At 51.7% G+C, this 18,919-nt stretch carries 13 protein-coding genes; 4 read left to right on the forward strand and 9 right to left on the reverse strand.

Going from position 1 to position 18,919, the window contains the following annotated elements; all coding sequences use genetic code 11:
• Positions 1-71 precede the first annotated feature (71 nt).
• Positions 72-845: a DUF3750 domain-containing protein gene (locus tag NR177_RS13135; protein ID WP_256853031.1), complete on the reverse strand. Its 774-nt coding sequence runs from the start codon at positions 843-845 to the stop codon at positions 72-74.
• A gap of 446 nt (positions 846-1,291) precedes the next feature.
• Complete coding sequence (locus NR177_RS13140; RefSeq protein WP_256853032.1) at positions 1,292-3,262, reverse strand: lipopolysaccharide assembly protein LapB; 1,971 nt, start codon at positions 3,260-3,262, stop codon at positions 1,292-1,294.
• 362 nt (positions 3,263-3,624) lie between these two features.
• Here NR177_RS13140 and NR177_RS13145 point away from each other — a divergent pair, with 362 nt between their 5' ends.
• Complete coding sequence (locus tag NR177_RS13145; RefSeq protein WP_096012822.1) at positions 3,625-4,644, forward strand: alpha/beta hydrolase; 1,020 nt, start codon at positions 3,625-3,627, stop codon at positions 4,642-4,644.
• A gap of 322 nt (positions 4,645-4,966) precedes the next feature.
• Here the strand turns inward: NR177_RS13145 and NR177_RS13150 are convergent, their stop codons facing one another.
• The 4 genes from NR177_RS13150 to guaB form a co-directional block, all read right to left on the reverse strand.
• Positions 4,967-5,329, reverse strand: a complete 363-nt coding sequence (locus NR177_RS13150; RefSeq protein WP_218995370.1) for a hypothetical protein — start codon at positions 5,327-5,329, stop codon at positions 4,967-4,969.
• 10 nt (positions 5,330-5,339) lie between these two features.
• The gene (locus NR177_RS13155; protein ID WP_256853033.1) at positions 5,340-7,607 is read right to left on the reverse strand and encodes a type VI secretion system Vgr family protein; all 2,268 of its coding nucleotides are present in this window, start codon (positions 7,605-7,607) and stop codon (positions 5,340-5,342) included.
• A 656-nt stretch (positions 7,608-8,263) separates the two neighbouring features.
• Entirely contained in the window at positions 8,264-9,844 is a 1,581-nt protein-coding gene (gene guaA, locus NR177_RS13160) for a glutamine-hydrolyzing GMP synthase (RefSeq protein ID WP_096012821.1), read from the reverse strand.
• A gap of 69 nt (positions 9,845-9,913) precedes the next feature.
• Positions 9,914-11,380: an IMP dehydrogenase gene (guaB, locus tag NR177_RS13165; protein WP_256853034.1), complete on the reverse strand. Its 1,467-nt coding sequence runs from the start codon at positions 11,378-11,380 to the stop codon at positions 9,914-9,916.
• A 168-nt stretch (positions 11,381-11,548) separates the two neighbouring features.
• Between guaB and xseA the strand changes: the two genes are divergently transcribed.
• The 3 genes from xseA to NR177_RS13180 are packed head-to-tail and all read left to right on the forward strand — an operon-like array spanning position 11,549 to position 14,305.
• Positions 11,549-12,922, forward strand: coding sequence for an exodeoxyribonuclease VII large subunit (xseA, locus tag NR177_RS13170; RefSeq protein WP_096012873.1), 1,374 nt, complete (start codon positions 11,549-11,551; stop codon positions 12,920-12,922).
• A 40-nt stretch (positions 12,923-12,962) separates the two neighbouring features.
• On the forward strand, positions 12,963-13,976 hold the full coding sequence (locus tag NR177_RS13175) for a M4 family metallopeptidase (protein ID WP_256853035.1): 1,014 nt from the start codon (positions 12,963-12,965) through the stop codon (positions 13,974-13,976).
• Entirely contained in the window at positions 13,973-14,305 is a 333-nt protein-coding gene (locus tag NR177_RS13180) for a protealysin inhibitor emfourin (RefSeq protein WP_063880558.1), read from the forward strand. Before NR177_RS13175 ends, NR177_RS13180 begins: the two co-directional genes overlap by 4 nt.
• A gap of 53 nt (positions 14,306-14,358) precedes the next feature.
• Here NR177_RS13180 and NR177_RS13185 read toward each other — a convergent pair whose 3' ends face one another.
• The 3 genes from NR177_RS13185 to der form a co-directional block, all read right to left on the reverse strand.
• Complete coding sequence (locus tag NR177_RS13185; RefSeq protein ID WP_256853036.1) at positions 14,359-16,800, reverse strand: glucose/quinate/shikimate family membrane-bound PQQ-dependent dehydrogenase; 2,442 nt, start codon at positions 16,798-16,800, stop codon at positions 14,359-14,361.
• 325 nt (positions 16,801-17,125) lie between these two features.
• The gene (locus NR177_RS13190) at positions 17,126-17,347 is read right to left on the reverse strand and encodes a zinc ribbon domain-containing protein (protein WP_074181031.1); all 222 of its coding nucleotides are present in this window, start codon (positions 17,345-17,347) and stop codon (positions 17,126-17,128) included.
• Between the two features lie 72 nt (positions 17,348-17,419).
• Positions 17,420-18,904, reverse strand: coding sequence for a ribosome biogenesis GTPase Der (gene der, locus NR177_RS13195; protein WP_256853037.1), 1,485 nt, complete (start codon positions 18,902-18,904; stop codon positions 17,420-17,422).
• Positions 18,905-18,919: the final 15 nt, after the last annotated feature.

Here is an 18,919-nt window from a genome sequence, read left to right on the forward strand (position 1 = left end):
CCATTCGGTTACCCGGGAGCCTGGCTTCCGGGTAACCTTTTCTGATTGCCCTATTCCGGGCTATTCGGCCGTCAGATTTTATTTTCCTGCAGGTTATTGCTGCCTAAACCACCGATAAAGGGCAGCCGCAACCGAAACGGGAAAAAGCCTATTCCCGCGCTTAACCCCAAAAGATTGAATTCAATCCCCTCTTCCGCCCCTAAGGTGATGCCTGCTACGCCGAGTATCGACACCTGAACCCCACGACCTGAAGGCGGTAACCCCACCGGACGCCATAATGGCCGGTAGTCTTTTCCCAGTGCGTTGGCGGGCAAGTCAAGCTGCAAGGCGGGCACGTTACGACCGATGTGCGCCATAAAGGTATTACTGTTGGGTCCAGGCCAGGCATGATAGGTGGTAGGCCAGGGATAGGATTTTATGGCGGCTTCAATTTGCGGGATCATTTTTTGCGCATCGGGGCCGCGATGCTCAACCAGCAGCCGCGGTTTTGCTCCGTACCAGTAGCCATCAGGCAGGGATGAATTGCGCCTGACTTTATCGCCACTGCCCCAGCTAATCACTTCGTAACGTGTATAGCGGGTTTCACCTGCACGTTTAAAGATAATCCACGGATGCACTGCGATTGCGCCTTTCCAGCCGTATGTCGGTGCGGCATAGACCTGAACAATAGCCTGACTGGCATGAGCATGAGGATCGGGCGCAACGCCAGCCGAATCCCGGCGAGCCGTCGCCCAGCCACCCTGGCCGGTAGCGTTGTTACCATGAGTGGCTTGCGCCAGGCTGGCCGCAAGCGACAGCAAAATCACGGTGAGAAAACAGAGACTGAAGATTTTCAGAGGCAGCATCGCGGTTCCTGCAGGTAAAAGATAAGGGATGATTTTGCAATGAAATATAGGGTTTGTATTCACTAACTATGCTGCGATGTCATCGCAATATTCACTCCCGCTGGTTAGTGGCTGCTGACGTAATGCCCGCCATCACGCAACGTTAAAAGGCCGTGATGGCTTTCACCACCAGCATGCTCAGAGGCGGGCTATACGCAGAATCAGCCAGCCTGAAACCCGCCCAGGCTCAGGAAGTAAACAGGGATACTCGCCGCCCGCATTCAGCGGGCGACCGGTCTGGGCTGCCCTTTGCTTTGCGGTCAGTACGGAAGGCGTCAGATCCAATCCCGAAGGCACGCGAAGCCTGCACTTCACCCATGCACGAGGCGGATAACAGATTCCAGGTGCATTTCATGCCTGGCGATTTCAGCAACAGCATAGGTTATCTTGAACCCGCCGTCTGAAAACTAGCCTGTTATCGCCTTTTCCGCTACACGTTGCAACCACGCTTCATAGCGCTGCTGCGCCTCCGGCGCGGCAGGTTGGCTGCGTGAGTTTATCTCACCTTCGATGCCAAATATTTTCCACATCAGCGGCGCGAGTCCTGCGATCACGCTGTGTTGACTGCTCTCCATTCTCAGCCATTCCAGACTGGATGTCTGGTAACCCGGCAGTGCCTCGGAGTGATAATCGAAAGCTTTGCCCAACCCGGAAAGATACATGATTTTAGCGGCAGTCAGGGATGGCCAGCGAAGGGAAATATTCAGCGGCAAGTCCAACATAGCGCGCTCATTCCAGACCTCCGAATACGGAACCTGTTGGTTAGCCAGCAACGTCAGCATTAACGATTGCCCCAGCCCGGTCAGATAGACAGGCAACGCGTCAGCCGGAGGACGTTGATGAAAGGCATCCAGTGGATGTTCGCGCTTCAGGCCGGCCTGCATCAGTAATTTTCGCTCCAGCTCCTGCATCACGTTGCCTAACCCGGCATCCGTTGCCTCTTCAGTTTCAGTCAACTGTTTACTGCGCGTGGTGCAGTTCCACAGCGACAACGCAATCTGCCAACGACGCTGTTCGCCCTCGCCAGTGCAGCCAATTTCCCCCGTCACCACATACTTCATGTCAGGAGGCAGGATCTCATAAATATCCTCACCCACCATCGGTTGGCCAGTGAGAACAGGACCATGGCCCTCCGCCATCAGAAAATAGGTGCACGCCGCATAATCACTCCAGTAATGTACGGCTTCAGCCAGATAGAGCGGAATCGCGCGCGACAGGCGGCCAAGCTCGTCTTCACGCTGTATGCCCTGGGCTGCTAATCCATCAGGTATTTTTGATAACGCAAAGAAACCGATCTTCGCTGTCTCTTCGGATTTTTGGTTAAACAGCCAGTCGGCTTTGCATAAGCCGTAATGCCAAATGGGCTGCGTGACAGATAACGTTGTGATTTTCACATCATCAGGCGCCACCTGCTGAACGGGTTCCGTTTGGCGACGTTTCTCTTCAAACGCTTGTCTGTAATAATCAAGATGCTGCTTGATCGGGGCAAAATTGAGTGCATACAGCTGGTTAAGAAGCTTGAGCCCCTGCTCCGTCTGGTCCTGCTCAAGATAAGCCTGCAATAAATTTATACCGGCCATAGGATCGTGCTTTTGAACATCGTAATGAGGCGCAACCAGCGAAATCAGAAGGGGAATCTCGCCATTTCGTCCCAGGTCACCAGAGATCATATACAGCGCGTCAGAATCGTACCGTCCACCCGACAGTACCTCGTCATAAAGTCCGCGAGCCTTGTCGGTTTCGTTATGCTCCAGATAAAAACGGGCCATCCAGAGCTGTGCCCGCCAGCTTCCCGGCATCGCGGCAATGCTGCGTAAGCCCTCGATATAGGCCTCATCACCACCCCGCTCGCGCTGGATGCTCGCCCACCAGAGTAAGCCATTGTCGAGGTTGGGGTCCGTTTGAATGGCCTGCCAGAGCGTGTCATCTGCCTGTTTATCCTCACCACGCTCGGAAAAGACTTTCGCCAGATTAGTGAGTAAGGTTCCTGTCGCGCCTGATTTATCGATTCCCTGGCGCAGGGTTTGTTCTGCCGCATCCAGTTGGCCGGTTTTCATCAGTACGATGCCGTGAAGGGTATGACTTCGCTCGGGATTGCTGTCAATGTCCACCAGGCGCTCCGCTGCCGCAACCAGATCGGAAGCAAAGGCGTCTTTCAACCCCATCAGAATCGCGGTGTACAACGCGTCCGCATCATCCCACTTCTTTTCCAGATCCGGCAGAAAGACCTTCTCACGCCATTCATTGCGTGCAATGTACATTTCCTGTCCATGAGCATCGTAAGCAACAATCATCTCCCGTTCTTGAGCGGGCTCGTCTGGTGCGGTATCGGCGGGTTGGTTTTTATTGCGCAGAGAAGAGAGAAGACGCTTAAACATGGTTAATTCAATCCTTGAGTAGTGAGACATCAGACAGCCTGATTGCCAGCCTTCATCATGCCGCCTGTGTTCGCGCCCTGAGGCGGTTTTACCGACTGACAGCGTAGCGGCACAGATATGAGTGTAGCGCTCAAAAAAACAGCTGGCACGAAATTGATTAACCAACGGGCAAATAGTTAAAAAATGCCGTCCAATAGCGATGCCGCGCCTCTTCCTTTTGCCTTTCGTCATTCACATTCTTATCGCATCAGAGAGAAAATATTAAGTAGCGCACTATTTAATAGTTTACAACACGATAAAATCCTGCCATCTTAGCCAAACTAAATAGCGCACTACTTAATCGCAAACACAAGGAAATCAAAATGAACGTGAAACTCACCGCAGGTGCTTTATTGTTAGCCAGCCAGATCACATCAGCATGGGCCAGCCCTGTGGAGAATGCGCCTGAACCTACCGTTGGTGTCGCCGCCTTTCTTAAAGCCCTTAACAGCGGCGGCGGCAAGCCCATCGAAACCTTAACGCCGAAAGAAGCACGCGCAGTGCTGACAGGCGCGCAGCAAGGCGCCGCGCTGCCGCCAGCACAGATTTCTGAAAAAACCATCACAGCATTGGGCAAACCACTCAAACTAACGATTGTTAAACCCGAACACGCCAGCGGAGTGCTCCCGGTATTCATGTTCTTCCACGGTGGCGGCTGGGTGCTGGGTGACTTCCCGACGCACGAACGTCTGGTGCGAGACCTTGTGAACGAATCCGGCGCTGCGGCGGTATTTGTGAATTACGAGCCATCACCGGAAGCCCATTATCCGGTCGCGATTAACCAGGCTTATGAAGCGACAAAATGGGTAGCCGAACACGGTGCGGAAATTGGCGTTGACGGTAAGCGCCTGGCGCTGGTCGGTAACAGCGTGGGAGGCAACATGGTGGCCGCCGTCGCGCTGCAGGCCAAACAACATAAAACCCCGGCGATTCGTTACGATGTGATGCTGTGGCCTGTTACCGATGCCCGCTTTGATGATGCTTCTTATCAGCAATTCGCCAACGGCTATTTCCTGACCCGAAACATGATGAAGTGGTTCTGGGATAACTACACAACGTCAGATAAAGATCGGAATAACATTCTGGCTTCTCCGCTGCGTGCCACTGAGGCACAACTGGCAGGTTTACCGCCAACGCTGATTCAGACTGCCGAACTCGACGTGCTGCGCGATGAGGGTGAAGCCTTTGGTCGTAAGCTGGATGCCGCCGGTGTACCGGTGACGGTTACCCGCTATAACGGCATGATTCACGACTTTGGTTTGCTGAATGCCTTGAGTAAAGAGCCTACCGTGCGTACGGCGATTGGCCAGGCGTCAGCGGAATTGAAGGAACATTTAAAATAAGTTCATTTCTTTCCAGAGATAAGATGGCTCATAAAAAATTGTGGCCAGAACAACATTAATGTAAACGATAACGTTTGACCAGCCGAAGAATAACGGCTGGTTATTTATTTGTCTCAAAGCTACCAAAGGGGCTTTTTTCTTAATAAGTCGATTATAAATTCGGGTATTGGTTTTCTCATAATGGCACAAGCCGTTATCTGTCGTTTTTTAGATACTCATGCCGGTCCTACTTATTATTGGCGTTAAAATCCAACAGATTACCTCTGTAATGAAAGCCATGCTTACACATCGGTTAAACTTAACCCACTGATTATATTGAGTTTTAATTAATTTCGTTGCCCAACACCACGATTTTCGACGGCGAGTCATTTCTATAACGTATAGTCACCTGCCGTCCCGGCTTGAACTCATCTGCATTGAAAATTTTCACCACTACGTCTTTTTGCGTCAGGATTTTTTCAGTCCCAGCGGTGAATTCGACGGTAAGATTGATTGAGAGGCGTCCCTCAGCATTCTGATTGCGATGCTGCACTGCATTAATAATTAGGGCCGTCGTTTCCGTACCATCCTGCATTGTGGACTCATTGCCGCGTGCCGCCAAAACGGAATTGCGAATGCCTATAATAACGATCATTACAATAATCGCCGTTGCGATTATCAGACTCCACATAGCTAAATTTGCCATTTTCATCTTCTTAAACAAAAGTGGTTAACGCGCTCAGAAAAGAGCGAAAACTAGATAGTGTTGTTTCTGTTCCACTAACAAACTGAATTTTATTGTCGTGGCGTTTAAGCTCGAAAGGTTTGTTTTTTATTGAAAATGCACCAACTGACACACTCATGACGGATGTACTAATTGTTGAGGTCGTAAAGCCAAAAGAAGCGCCAGTAAAACTTTCTGAAAACCCAGTAACGCTGAAAGAGTTTCCAGTAAAACTTTCATTATGAGCTTTTGCTTTGCTTTTAATATTTGGTGCGTCAAGGTTTATTTTCGTGGTGCTACGTAAGGTAATATCATGCGGACTATATATAGTGATAGTGCCGTCATTAACGTTCTGCGTCCAGTTTCCGCTATTAATATTTACTAGTACACCGTCATTAATGGTTTCAACTTTACCACCACTATCGATGGTCGTATTCAAGCCCTGATTATACGTTTCTGTCAGTTTGCCGGTTACGTGATGGGACTCTCTACCGTTAATGGTAGTATCACGGTAACTTGTTACCTCGACGGTATCTCCACCATCTAAGACTTTTAGCGTTCTTCCTTTTTGTATAGTCGTGTGCTCACCATTATTGAAGTTTTTCGTTTCGATATTATCAACGGTAGTCGTACGCTTTTGGTGATAATGAAAGGTTGCATCCCCGGAAATATTATCGTTTTGTTCTTTTTTTATCGCGGTGTTACGGTTGCCATCAATACTTACGTTCTGATCATTTTCAACTGAAACCTTCATATCCTTTTCTGAATGCAAATCAACAAGTTCATAACCTGGATTATCTTCAAAAAAAAGGTGGCTGGCATTGTCTTTATTACCATCTTTACTTCGAGTCATAAAACCCATCACTGTCGCGGCGGCTGGCAATTCCCATGGAGGCATACTGGCTTCGTTATATACTCGTCCAGTAATTATTGGCCTGTCTGGATCGCCGTTAATAAAGTCGATAACGACTTCGTCTCCAACTCGAGGTACTTGTACACCGCCAAAGCCCTGACCAGCCCATGCACTTGATACACGAACCCAGCAAGAGCTAGTGTCATCGCCTTTGGCATGCCTGTCCCAGTGAAACTTCACTTTTACCCTACCATACCTGTCAGTCCAGATGGTCTCTCCAACAGGTCCAACGACGCGAGCTGTTTGCGGCCCATGGGTTCGTGGCCATTCTGTTCGTTGTTGCGAGCGAAAATTAATATCTGCAGGAATCACTGCAAAATTTATCTTATGGATACTATCGGTGACGCTACCGCTAGCATAGCTGTTTTCTTCAAATGTATAATCTGCGCTGACAACAAGGTATTCATTACTATTAGCTTTATAGGGCGGCGCAGAGAGAGTAAAAGTGTATCCTGGCGCAATGCCAAGTGCCGTACCGGAAGCATCAACGCGTTGCTGTTCTGCCTGCCATTCTTCCTGGCGAATACGTGCATAAAATTCACCATGCTGCTGATCAACAAATCTTCCCGGCCACTCATAATAATCTATTTGACCTGGCGAGGGTGAAGCGGGGTTCTGCCGAGCCTGAAACATCCAGGCATGAGGTTTCCTAAAATCATAGTCATCTATGCTGTAAAGACCTGGCATTACTCGTTCACTTATAGCCCATTTCCCTATGCCTTCCTCACTGGTTGTACCACCTGACGGGCTGATATGGTAAGGAATAACTTCATAACCATTGAAAGGTTGATGACTCACTGCTGAATCCATTAGCACAAGCGTATGCGATTCCGCATCGTGTCGGAAAAAGAAATATATTCCTTCAAGTTCCATCAACCGTGAAATAAATTCGTAGCTACTCTCCTGATACTGAACACAATATTCCCAGTTACGGTATTCGCCAGTAAGCTTGTCTTCAACCTGTACATCATATTCGGACAGGATGGTCTTAACAATATCAGGAACCCGCTGATTCTGAAAAATACGCTGATCTCGATTTCGGAGTAGTGGCCATAAATCAGATTCAATTTTGAAGAGATAAACCGCATAACGAATCCCGTTCAGCTCAGTCCCCTGAAGGTTTACCTCCGTTATTTTACCGTTGAAATAACGAGGCTGCAGACTCTGAGTGGGAACGAACACTGTCAACGATTTTCCAAGTAGCGCTTTACGATCAATATTTTCATCTTGGCTGAGCATAGTAACGTTCAGGGTGAATGATCGGGACATTACTTCTGTACCATTCAATTTCCAGAACAGCAAGGATTCCGCGCCTGCTGGCGGGATTACTGTAATGCGGTTAAACATTCATTACCTCCTTGAAACATAACCAACCGAGATTGAGTTGAAACATCCAGCGTAAATGTAGTGCGTACTTAACAATTAAGTGCCTAATACTGCTATCAAGCTGATAAAATATGTAATGATAGTACCGTTATGGATTCTATTAATCACATATTTCTTGTGGGTATGTGGGGTTCATACTACGTTTACAGAAAATTCTTAATCCGTTATGCTAATATTGTTAAAACATAAATAGTATGCAGTATGGTTCAACACTGTAACATTGAAGCACGATATTATATCAGCCATCATATAAAACTACCGCAGCTACTTTCAACATCTGCAATAGCCTGAGCTAAATAATCAGGACAATCGATGATGTAAGCTGCATGCAGATAATCTGCGCCTGACTCCTTTCCCTGTCATCTCCCCCACGAAACGATTGTAAAGCTGAATGGCGTTGCAGTAAGTTTTCAGTTGTGCACTGCATAGAGAAGTTTTGATGATAATGTACAGTTTTAGAGCTATTTTCAGGCTCTTCAGCATGCCGATAAGGCAAAAATTATTACCGACGCTAAATCGAGTCTTTCAACAATGGATAAAAAGAAAAAGCCACCAGCAAAGGCTGATGGCTCAAGGTTTTTACAGTTCGGTGTCAATCGTCAGCAAAAGGCTGTAAATCATTCCCACTCAATCGTCGCCGGTGGCTTGCCCGAAATATCATAAACTACCCGGGAAATGCCGTTAACTTCGTTGATAATGCGATTGGATACGCGTCCCAGGAAGTCATACGGCAGGTGCGCCCAGTGGGCGGTCATGAAGTCGATGGTTTCGACGGCACGCAGTGAGACAACCCAGTCATATTTACGGCCATCGCCCATCACGCCAACGGAACGCACAGGCAGAAACACGGTAAAGGCCTGGCTGACTTTGTTGTAGAGGTCGGCTTTGTGCAGCTCTTCAATAAAGATGGCATCTGCGCGACGCAGCAGGTCACAATACTCTTTCTTCACTTCACCCAGCACGCGCACGCCAAGGCCAGGCCCCGGGAACGGATGGCGATAAAGCATATCGTAAGGCAAACCTAACTCCAGACCGATCTTACGCACTTCGTCTTTAAACAGCTCGCGCAGCGGCTCGACCAGGCCCATCTTCATCTCTTTTGGCAGGCCACCCACGTTGTGGTGCGACTTGATCACGTGCGCTTTACCGGTAGCCGAGGCTGCGGATTCAATCACGTCAGGATAAATAGTGCCCTGAGCCAGCCACTTCACGTCCTGCAGGCGCAATGCCTGCTCGTCAAACACTTCGACGAAAACGCGGCCAATGATTTTGCGCTTCGCTTCCGGATCGTTTTCCCCTGCCAGGGCATTCAGGAAACGTGCTTCACCGTCAACGTGCACAATATTCAGACCAAAATGGTCGCCGAACATGTCCAGCACCTGCTCAGCTTCGTTCAGGCGCAGCAGCCCGTTATCCACGAATACGCAGGTCAGGTTTTTACCGATGGCGCGATGCAGCAGCATGGCAGTCACTGACGAATCCACACCGCCGGATAAGCCCAGGATCACTTTGTCGTTGCCGACCTGCACACGCAGACGCTCGACGGCATCCTCAATGATTTTCGCCGGTGTCCAGAGCGCTTCACATTCACAAATATCCATCACGAAACGTTCCAGCATGCGCAGTCCCTGACGCGTGTGCGTGACTTCCGGGTGGAACTGCACGCCATAGAAGCGTTTCTCTTCGTTAGCCATGATGGCAAACGGACAGGTTTCTGTGCTGGCGACCGTAACAAAACCATCAGGGATAGCAGTCACTTTATCGCCGTGGCTCATCCAGACATCCAGCAGCGGTTTACCGGCCGCGCTGATGGCATCTTCGATATCGCGAATCAGCGCGCTTGCGGTGTTGACTTCAACCTGCGCATAGCCAAACTCGCGCTCGTTGGACCCTTCCACCTTGCCACCCAACTGCATCGCCATGGTTTGCATGCCGTAACACACACCCAGAACCGGTACACCCGCAGTAAACACATAGTCAGGTGCGCGCGGGCTGTCGTTTTCGGTGGTACTTTCCGGGCCGCCAGACAGGATGATGCCGCTTGGATTGAACTGGCGAATCTGCGCTTCGGTGACATCCCACGCCCAGAGTTCACAGTACACGCCAAGCTCACGTACGCGGCGCGCGACCAACTGAGTATATTGAGAACCAAAATCGAGAATCAGAATGCGGTGCTTATGGATATTTTCCGTCGTCATTGAGGGGTTTCCAGAACGGTGACTTTAAGTAAAGCGCCCGGCTGTTGCCGGGCGGGAAATCTTACGAGGTTATGAACCCATGCGGTAGTTTGGTGACTCTTTGGTGATGGTCACATCATGCACGTGGCTTTCATTGATGCCCGCACCGCTGATACGCACGAATTCGGCTTTGGTTCGCAGATCATCAATGGTCTGGCAGCCGGTCAGGCCCATACAGGAGCGCAGGCCGCCCATTTGCTGATGCACGATCTCTTTCAGGCGGCCTTTATAGGCCACGCGGCCTTCGATACCTTCTGGCACCAGCTTGTCAGCAGCGTTATCGGTCTGGAAGTAGCGGTCTGATGATCCTTTAGACATCGCGCCCAGCGAGCCCATTCCACGGTAGGATTTAAAAGAACGGCCCTGGTAAAGTTCGATTTCACCCGGCGATTCTTCGGTACCTGCCAGCATCGATCCCACCATCACACAGGACGCGCCCGCCGCAATCGCCTTAGCGATATCACCAGAGAAACGAATCCCGCCGTCTGCGATAACCGGAATACCCGTGCCTTCCAGCGCGGCAACGGCGTCAGAAACGGCGGTAATCTGAGGTACACCTACACCGGTAACAATACGGGTGGTACAAATTGAGCCAGGGCCGATACCGACTTTGACCGCGCTCACGCCAGCTTCAACCAGCGCCAGCGCACCTGCACCTGTCGCCACGTTGCCGCCGACGATTTCAAGCTCAGGATATTTAGCGCGGGTTTCGCGAATACGTTGCAGCACGCCTTGGGAGTGGCCATGCGATGAATCAATAAGCAGTACGTCCACACCCGCTGCAACCAGGGCATCCACGCGCTCTTCATTGCCCGCACCTGCACCCACGGCGGCACCGACACGCAGACGACCCTGCGCATCTTTACAGGCGTTAGGTTTACGTTCGGCTTTCTGGAAGTCTTTAACGGTAATCATGCCCAGCAGGTGGAAACTGTCATCCACGACCAGCGCTTTTTCTACACGCTTTTCATGCATTCTGTGCAGCACGACATCACGGGCTTCGCCCTCTTTCACTGTAACCAGACGCTCTTTCGGCGTCATAACGGCAGTGACGGGCTGGGTGAGATCGGTAACGAAGCGCACATCGCGACCGGTGATAATGCCCACCAGTTCGTTGTCCGCGTTAACCACCGGATAGCCGGCAAAGCCGTTACGTTCGGTCAGCTCTTTGACTTCTGCCAGCGTGGTGGTTGGCAACACGGTCTGCGGTTCGGTGACCACGCCGCTTTCATGCTTTTTAACCTTACGCACTTCATCTGCCTGGCGCTCAATCGACATATTTTTGTGAATGAAGCCCAGACCGCCCTCTTGCGCCAGCGCAATAGCCAGACCCGCTTCGGTCACGGTATCCATCGCAGCAGAAAGCATTGGAATGTTCAGACGAATGTTTTTGGTCAGTTGAGTGCTGAGATCGGCCGTATTCGGCAGGACGGTGGAGTGTGCAGGAACGAGCAGGACGTCGTCAAAAGTGAGTGCTTCTTTAGCGATTCTTAACATGGCAATACTCCACCTTGGGTGCGTGAGAATAGATAAAATATTGCCGCGGCATTATACAGGCCGTAATCGATTGCCTCCACTATTATTTAATAAAAAGTCTTGATCCGCACAATCAGCAATGTAGTATCGACTGATTAACCTACTGATTTGGAATTTGATCTTCGTCACATGTCGCTGCCGCCAAACGCCAATATTTTTACCGTCAGCCGTCTCAATACCACAGTGCGTCAGCTGCTGGAAAATGAGATGGGTTTGGTTTGGCTCAGTGCCGAGATCTCCAATTTCACCCAGCCTGCCTCGGGTCACTGGTACTTCACCCTAAAAGATGATGGCGCACAGGTACGCTGTGCCATGTTCCGCAATGGCAATCGTCGCGTCACGTTTCGTCCTCAGCACGGTCAGCAGGTCCTGGTGCGCGCGAACATCACCTTGTATGAACCGCGCGGCGATTATCAGCTGATTATTGAAAGCATGCATCCCGCTGGTGAAGGCCTGTTGCAGCAGCAGTTTGAGCAGTTGAAAGCTAAGCTGGCACAGGAAGGCTTATTCGAGCCCGGGCACAAAAAACCCTTGCCCCAACCGGCTAAACAGGTTGGCGTTATTACTTCCGCGACCGGTGCAGCCCTGCACGATGTACTGCGTGTGCTGCATCGTCGCGATCCGTCATTGCCTGTGGTGATTTACCCCACCGCCGTACAGGGCGTGGATGCGCCTGCCGCTATCGTGCGCGCCATTGAGCTTGCGAACCAGCGTGCAGAGTGCGACGTGCTCATCGTGGGGCGCGGCGGCGGTTCGCTGGAAGATCTGTGGAGTTTTAACGACGAGCGAGTCGCGCGTGCGATTTTTGCCAGTCGCATTCCCGTGGTCAGCGCGGTGGGCCATGAAACCGACGTGACTATTGCCGATTTTGTTGCGGACCTGCGCGCGCCAACGCCTTCTGCCGCGGCAGAGATTGTCAGCCGTAATCAGCTTGAACTTCTGCGTCAGCTGCAGTCACAACAGCAGCGGCTGGAAATGGCGATGGATTATTATCTGGCACGCCAGCAGCGGGGCTTTAGCCGTTTAGATCACCGCCTGCAACAGCAGCATCCGCAGTTGCGCCTGGCCCGCCAGCAGACTGCACTGTTTCGCTTACAGCAGCGCCTGAGCGAAGCGATGGAAGTGCGGCTGCGCAACGCCAGCCGCCAGCAGGATCGCCTGTCACAGAGGCTGGCACAGCAGCAACCACAGAAGCGCCTGTATCTGGCGCAACAAAGCCTGCAAAGCTGGCATTATCGCCTGCAACAAAGCATGGAGAAATTGCTTAACCGCGACAAAAACCGCTTCGGTCAGCTTGCGGCCCAGTTGGAAGGCGTCAGCCCGTTAGCCACCCTGGCGCGTGGCTTCAGCGTCACCACCGACAACGCGGGTCAGGTGGTGAAAAAAACACGTCAGTTAAGCAACGGCGATTTACTGCGTACCCGCCTTGATGATGGCTGGGTAGAAAGTCAGGTCACTCAGCTGATTCCTGAAAAACCGAAACGAAAGAAAAGCATTTCTTAACTATACTTCCTGGTACATCCCTCGTGCCAAGGAGTCTACAATGGCTTTCAGCGTTATACCTCCCTACATTCTTCGTAAGATTATTGCTCACGGTTCCGGCTATCAGCAGGAGCAGGCGCGCCGTACGCTCACCCACGTTCAGCACCTGATGGCGGAGCACTGGCAAAAGACCGCTGCACCCAAGACCACGCAGGCCGGGAAGATTGAGCGTGAAATCTATGACGCCAAAAATCAGGAAACGTTTCCGGGCACCCTGGTGCGTAAAGAAGGCCAGTCCTCAAATGGTGACATTGCCGCCGACGAGGCCTGGAACTATCTTGGCGTAACTCATGACTTTTTCTGGCAAATCTATAAACGCAATTCTCTGGATAATAACGGTTTGAAATTAGCTGGCACCGTGCATTATGGCGAGAAATATCAGAATGCCTTCTGGAATGGTCAGCAGATGGTATTCGGAGACGGCGATGGTGAAATCTTTAACCGCTTTACCATCGCAATCGACGTTGTTGCGCATGAGTTATCGCACGGTGTCACAGAAACCGAGGCCGGTTTGATCTATTTTGAACAGGCTGGCGCACTGAATGAGTCGATGTCCGACGTATTTGGCTCTCTGGTGAAGCAGTTCAGTAAGAAACAGACGGCGGAGAAAGCCGACTGGATCATTGGTGAAGGCTTGCTGGCGAAAGGTATCCACGGTAAAGGCTTGCGATCGATGTCGCACCCCGGCACCGCTTATGACGATCCCATGTTGGGTAAAGACCCGCAACCGGGCCATATGGACGATTATATTAAAACGCGTGAAGATAACGGCGGTGTGCATCTGAATTCTGGCATTCCTAACCGTGCCTTTTATCTGGCAGCAAAAGCATTAGGTGGATTTGCCTGGGAACAGGCAGGGCAAGCCTGGTATGACACCTTATGTGATGATAATTTGCATCAGGATGCTGACTTTAAAGCCTTTGCACAGTTGACCGTGCAGCACGGTGAAAAGCGCTTTGATCGTTCTGTTGGTAGCAAAATTGAACAGGCGTGGAAAGAGGTAGGCGTATTATGAGTCAACTCCCCGAACTTACCGATGACGCAACCATTGTGGTTACGCGTGAAGGTGGCTTTGCTTTTATTCCCGGCTTACGTAGCGAGCGTCGTTTTCCTTTGGGTGAACTTCCTGCGCCAGAGAAACAGCGCGTCTGTAAAGTGCTGGAACAGGCGATGCCGCTGTGCGAACCAGAGGAAAAAGCGGCTAAGGTAGGCGGCGGGGACCAGCGCTATTTTCGTATCCAGATCCAGTACGCCACGCGCCGTGAAGCAGGCACTGTAGTGCTCCTGATACCGGAGCAGTCGGCACCGCCGGAGCTGGCGTCGCTCTTCCGCGACGGAAAATAAGCAGAAAAAAGGGCCGCTAGCGGCCCTTTTCTTTTATCCGTTACGACGTGCTGTTACTTGCTGTCAGGCAGCGCATAAGCAATCACGTAATCACCGCGATCCGGTGACTGACGTGCACCGCCTGCCGAGATCAGAATGTACTGCTTACCGGTTTTTGGTGAGACATAGCTCATCGGGCCGCCCTGACTTCCCACAGGCAGACGCGCTTTCCACACCTCTTTACCGGTTGCGCTATCGAATGCCCGCAGATAGTAATCCTGGGTGCCGGCAATAAAGACCAGACCGCCCTGAGTTGCCAGCGTGCCGCCCAGCGTTGGCATACCGATTGGCATTTTGGCGCGCATTTTAATCCCAAACGGACCGGTATCCTGTACGGTACCAACCGGGACCTGCCAGACGATTTTCTGGGTTTTCATATCGATAGCTGACAAGGTACCAAACGGCGGTGCCTGGCAGGGAATGCCCAGCGGTGACATAAAGCGGTTCTTGTTCACCGCATAAGGTGTGCCTTTCAGAGGAACGGCGCCCATACCGGTATTAATCGCTTCACCGCCGTTGCTGCCACGGGAAACCTTGCTGGTATCCACCGGAATCATCTGTACCCACAATCCTAAACGCATGTCGTTGACAAACAACAGGTTGTTATTTGGATCGGTGGACATGCTGCCCCAGTTCATCCCACCCAGCGAGCCAGGGAAGCTCAGCGACTTATCGGTGCCCGGCACGGTAAACAGGCCGTCATAGCGCATGGATTTAAACGCGATACGGCAGGCAAGCTGATCGAACGACGTGGCGCCCCACATATCAGACTCTTTCAGTTTCTGATTGCCAATCATTGGCATACCGGTCGAATGCGGCTGGGTTTTCGTATATTGCTCGTTCGGGATATGCCCCTGCGGCATCGGCAGCTCTTCCACTTTAGTGAGAGGCTTGCCGGTCAGACGATCCAGCACAAAGATCATGCCGGTCTTGCCACCGATAACCACCGCAGGTTTGGTGCTGCCGTCCTTCATCGGGAAGTCGATCAGGCTGGGCTGCATCGGCAGATCGAAGTCCCAGAGATCGTTATGTACGGTCTGATAAACCCACTTCTCTTTGCCGGTTGTGGCATCAAGCGCCAGTACTGAGGCACCGTATTTATGGTCGAGTGCGTTGCGGTTCGCCCCCCACAGATCGACTGAGGAGCTTCCCATTGGAATAAACACGGTGTTCATGGCCGGATCATAGGACATGGGTGCCCATGAGTTCGGCGTACTCCGCGTGTAGTCCTTACCCGGCATCAGAATGGCATTGGGATCGGTATTGCCCGGGTCAAAGGCCCAACGCATCTGGCCGGTGATCACGTCAAAACCGCGCAACACACCGCCTGGCATGTCTGTTTTAACGTTGTCAGCCACGCGCCCGCCTACAACAACCGTTGTACCGGCAATCGTGGGTGCAGACGTGAGCTGATAAAGGGGATCGGGCGCATCACCCAGGCCCGCTTTGAGATCGACGATGCCGTGGTTTCCGAAGTCCTCACAGAATTCACCGTTGTCGGCATTGATAGCAATAAGACGTGCATCAATGGTATTCATCAGAATACGGCGCTGGCAGCTGTCTCCGGCAGCCAGAGTCACGCCTGGGACCGGCGTTGATCCCGGTTGAGTTGGCTGGGTAAGCGGTTTGGTGGCATCAAAATAGGCCAGTCCACGGCAGCGCGGCCAGACTTCTGCCTGGGCATTAATTTCACGCTTCCAAATCTGCTTGCCGCTGTCGGCTTCAACCGCAATCACATTGTTATGCGGGGTGCAAAGATAGACGGTATTTCCCACCTGCAGCGGGGTTTGCTGATCTTCAGCACCATTGCCGGTTGGGCTTTCTGGAATATCGCCAGTGTGGTAAGTCCAGGCGACCTGCAGATCCTTCACGTTATCGCGGGTGATCTGGTCCAGCGCAACAAACCGGCTTCCCCCTGCGGTATTCCCATAGTGATCCCAGTTTTGCTGTTGCTTTGACTTATCCACCGGGATCAGCGGCAGTTCCTGACCGGTTGAAGCAACGGTAGGATGAGGCTGGAACATCTGCACTAATGTGGCAACCATGCCTACGGCAATGACGGCAGAAAAGGCATACGAGACTTTTGCCAGAGAAGGCTTATTTTCACGCTTACGCAGCGCGGGCCATGTGATGAATGCCAGGATCATTAAACCCGCAGGCACCATCAGACGGGAAACCAGTGGCCAGAAATCCAGCCCGGCGTCGATAACGGCCCAGATTAACGTCCCGACAAACACCAGCAGGAACAGAACCACTGCCGATGATTTGGCACGGACAAACTGAATGGCGGACAGCACCATCACGATGCCTGCAATCAGAAAATACCAACTGCCGCCCAGCGTCGCGAGTTTTCCCCCGCCAACAGCAAAGAACAGGCCGGTTGCCAGTAGCACCAGCCCGAGCAGCACGGACCATATTCTCAACCCTTTACCGGATCGAGATGATGTTTCAGCCATAACACTTACTCTCCTGATAAACAAAGCCGCTCCCGTCCTGTGCGACCCGGCTCATCGCCGGTCACGGTGCAGGAAAAAGAAACAGCGTTGTTTTATTCCAATTAAAGCGGACCCGCGTTCATGAAAAGAATGATGTGTTCCGGAGGCAGCCTATGCTGGCGTGACTCCGTCATGACGCGGCAAAAATTGTACCACCTGGTACGTTATCCCGTGAAGGTTTATACGTGTTCGTTACGAAGCAATAGCATTTTCGCTACAAATTTTTACGCCGTTACGGCTCGCAGCGTTTGGATCGTTATGTGTTGCAGGTTGAAGCACCCAAGCGTCAGGCAGGAACAATCCTGTAAGTCAGACGGTGTTTTGAAACTAAGCCGTGACCATGATTACAAAAGTAGTCAGTCGCGCCGCAGCTTCTGAGTTGCTCAAGGGGCTGATGGCAGTCGGGGCAGACAGGCTGATAGTGATAACGGACACCACAACCGGTACAGATAAGATCGGTGGCGTCCGGGGCTAAGGGTTGCTGACATTTTTCACAGGTTGCGCTCATTTTTTTCATCCGGCCAGGCAAATAAGCGCAATTCTATGACAAAAAAAAGAGGGCCATCTGGCCCTCGATCAGTTAACGCTTATTTTTCTTCATATGCGCCATCAAACGCTTGCGCTTTCGCTGTTGCGTCGGCGTCAGCAGATTGCGTTTACCTTCATAAGGGTTTTCACCCTCTTTAAACTGAATGCGGATTGGCGTCCCCATCACGTTCAGTGAACGACGGAAGTAGTTCATCAAATAACGTTTGTAGGAGTCCGGCAGGTCTTTAACCTGATTACCGTGTATCACCACAATCGGTGGGTTATAACCGCCCGCATGGGCATATTTCAGTTTAACGCGACGACCGCGAACCAGCGGTGGCTGATGGTCTTCCGCTGCCATGTTCATAATGCGCGTCAGCAGTGACGTGTTTACTCGCTTCGTGGAGCAATCGTATGCTTCCGTGACGGACTCAAACAGGTTGCCTACGCCGCTGCCATGCAACGCCGAGATAAAGTGCACGCGCGCAAAATCGATAAAGCCCAGACGGAAGTCGAGCGTTTCTTTGACTTCGTCACGGACTTCCTGCGACAAGCCATCCCATTTGTTCACCACGATCACCAGTGAACGTCCGCTGTTCAGGATAAAGCCCAACAGGGACAGATCCTGATCGGAAATGCCGGCACGCGCATCGATCACCAGCATCACGACGTTAGCGTCTTCAATCGCCTGCAACGTTTTGATTACCGAGAATTTCTCGACCGTATCCGTGATTTTTCCGCGCTTACGTACGCCAGCGGTGTCGATCAACACATACTCGCGACCGTCACGTTCCATGGGAATGTAGATACTGTCACGGGTGGTGCCTGGCATGTCGTAAACGACCACGCGATCTTCACCGAGAATACGGTTAGTCAACGTAGACTTACCGACGTTAGGACGGCCAACAATCGCCAGCTTAATTGGCAAGGTTGTAGGATCGAAATCATCCTCTTCTTCCTCTTCCTCACCGTTTTCTTCTGCCGCTAAGGCTGCCCAGTAAGCTTCGTTTTCGTCTTCTTCGGTCATCTCGACCGGATCGACCTTCTCCATCCACGGCAGCAGGGCCGTTTCAATCAGGCTGGTGACGCCGCGGCCATGAGAAGCGGCGATGGCGTGAATCTCACCCAGCCCCAGAGAATAGAAGTCTACGACCGCCTGATCCGGATCCAGTCCGTCAGTTTTATTCGCGACCAGAAACGTCGCTTTTTGGCGAGAGCGAAGATGTTTTGCAATTTGCCGATCGGCGGCCATCATGCCTGCGCGCGCGTCCACCATAAACAGCACAACGTCTGCTTCTTCAATCGCCAGCAGCGACTGCTCTGCCATACGCGTTTCAACACCGTCTTCGGTGCCATCAATACCGCCGGTATCGATAACAATAAATTCGCGCCCTTCCACTTCGGCGCGACCATATTTGCGATCGCGAGTCAGTCCAGGAAAATCCGCTACCAGCGCATCTCGTGTGCGGGTTAAACGGTTAAACAGCGTAGATTTTCCCACATTGGGACGCCCAACCAGCGCGACCACAGGTACCATAACAATGCCTCAATA

The organism is Pantoea sp. Fr+CA_20 (assembly GCF_024520835.1).
In the GTDB taxonomy this organism is placed as follows: domain Bacteria; phylum Pseudomonadota; class Gammaproteobacteria; order Enterobacterales; family Enterobacteriaceae; genus Pantoea; species Pantoea allii.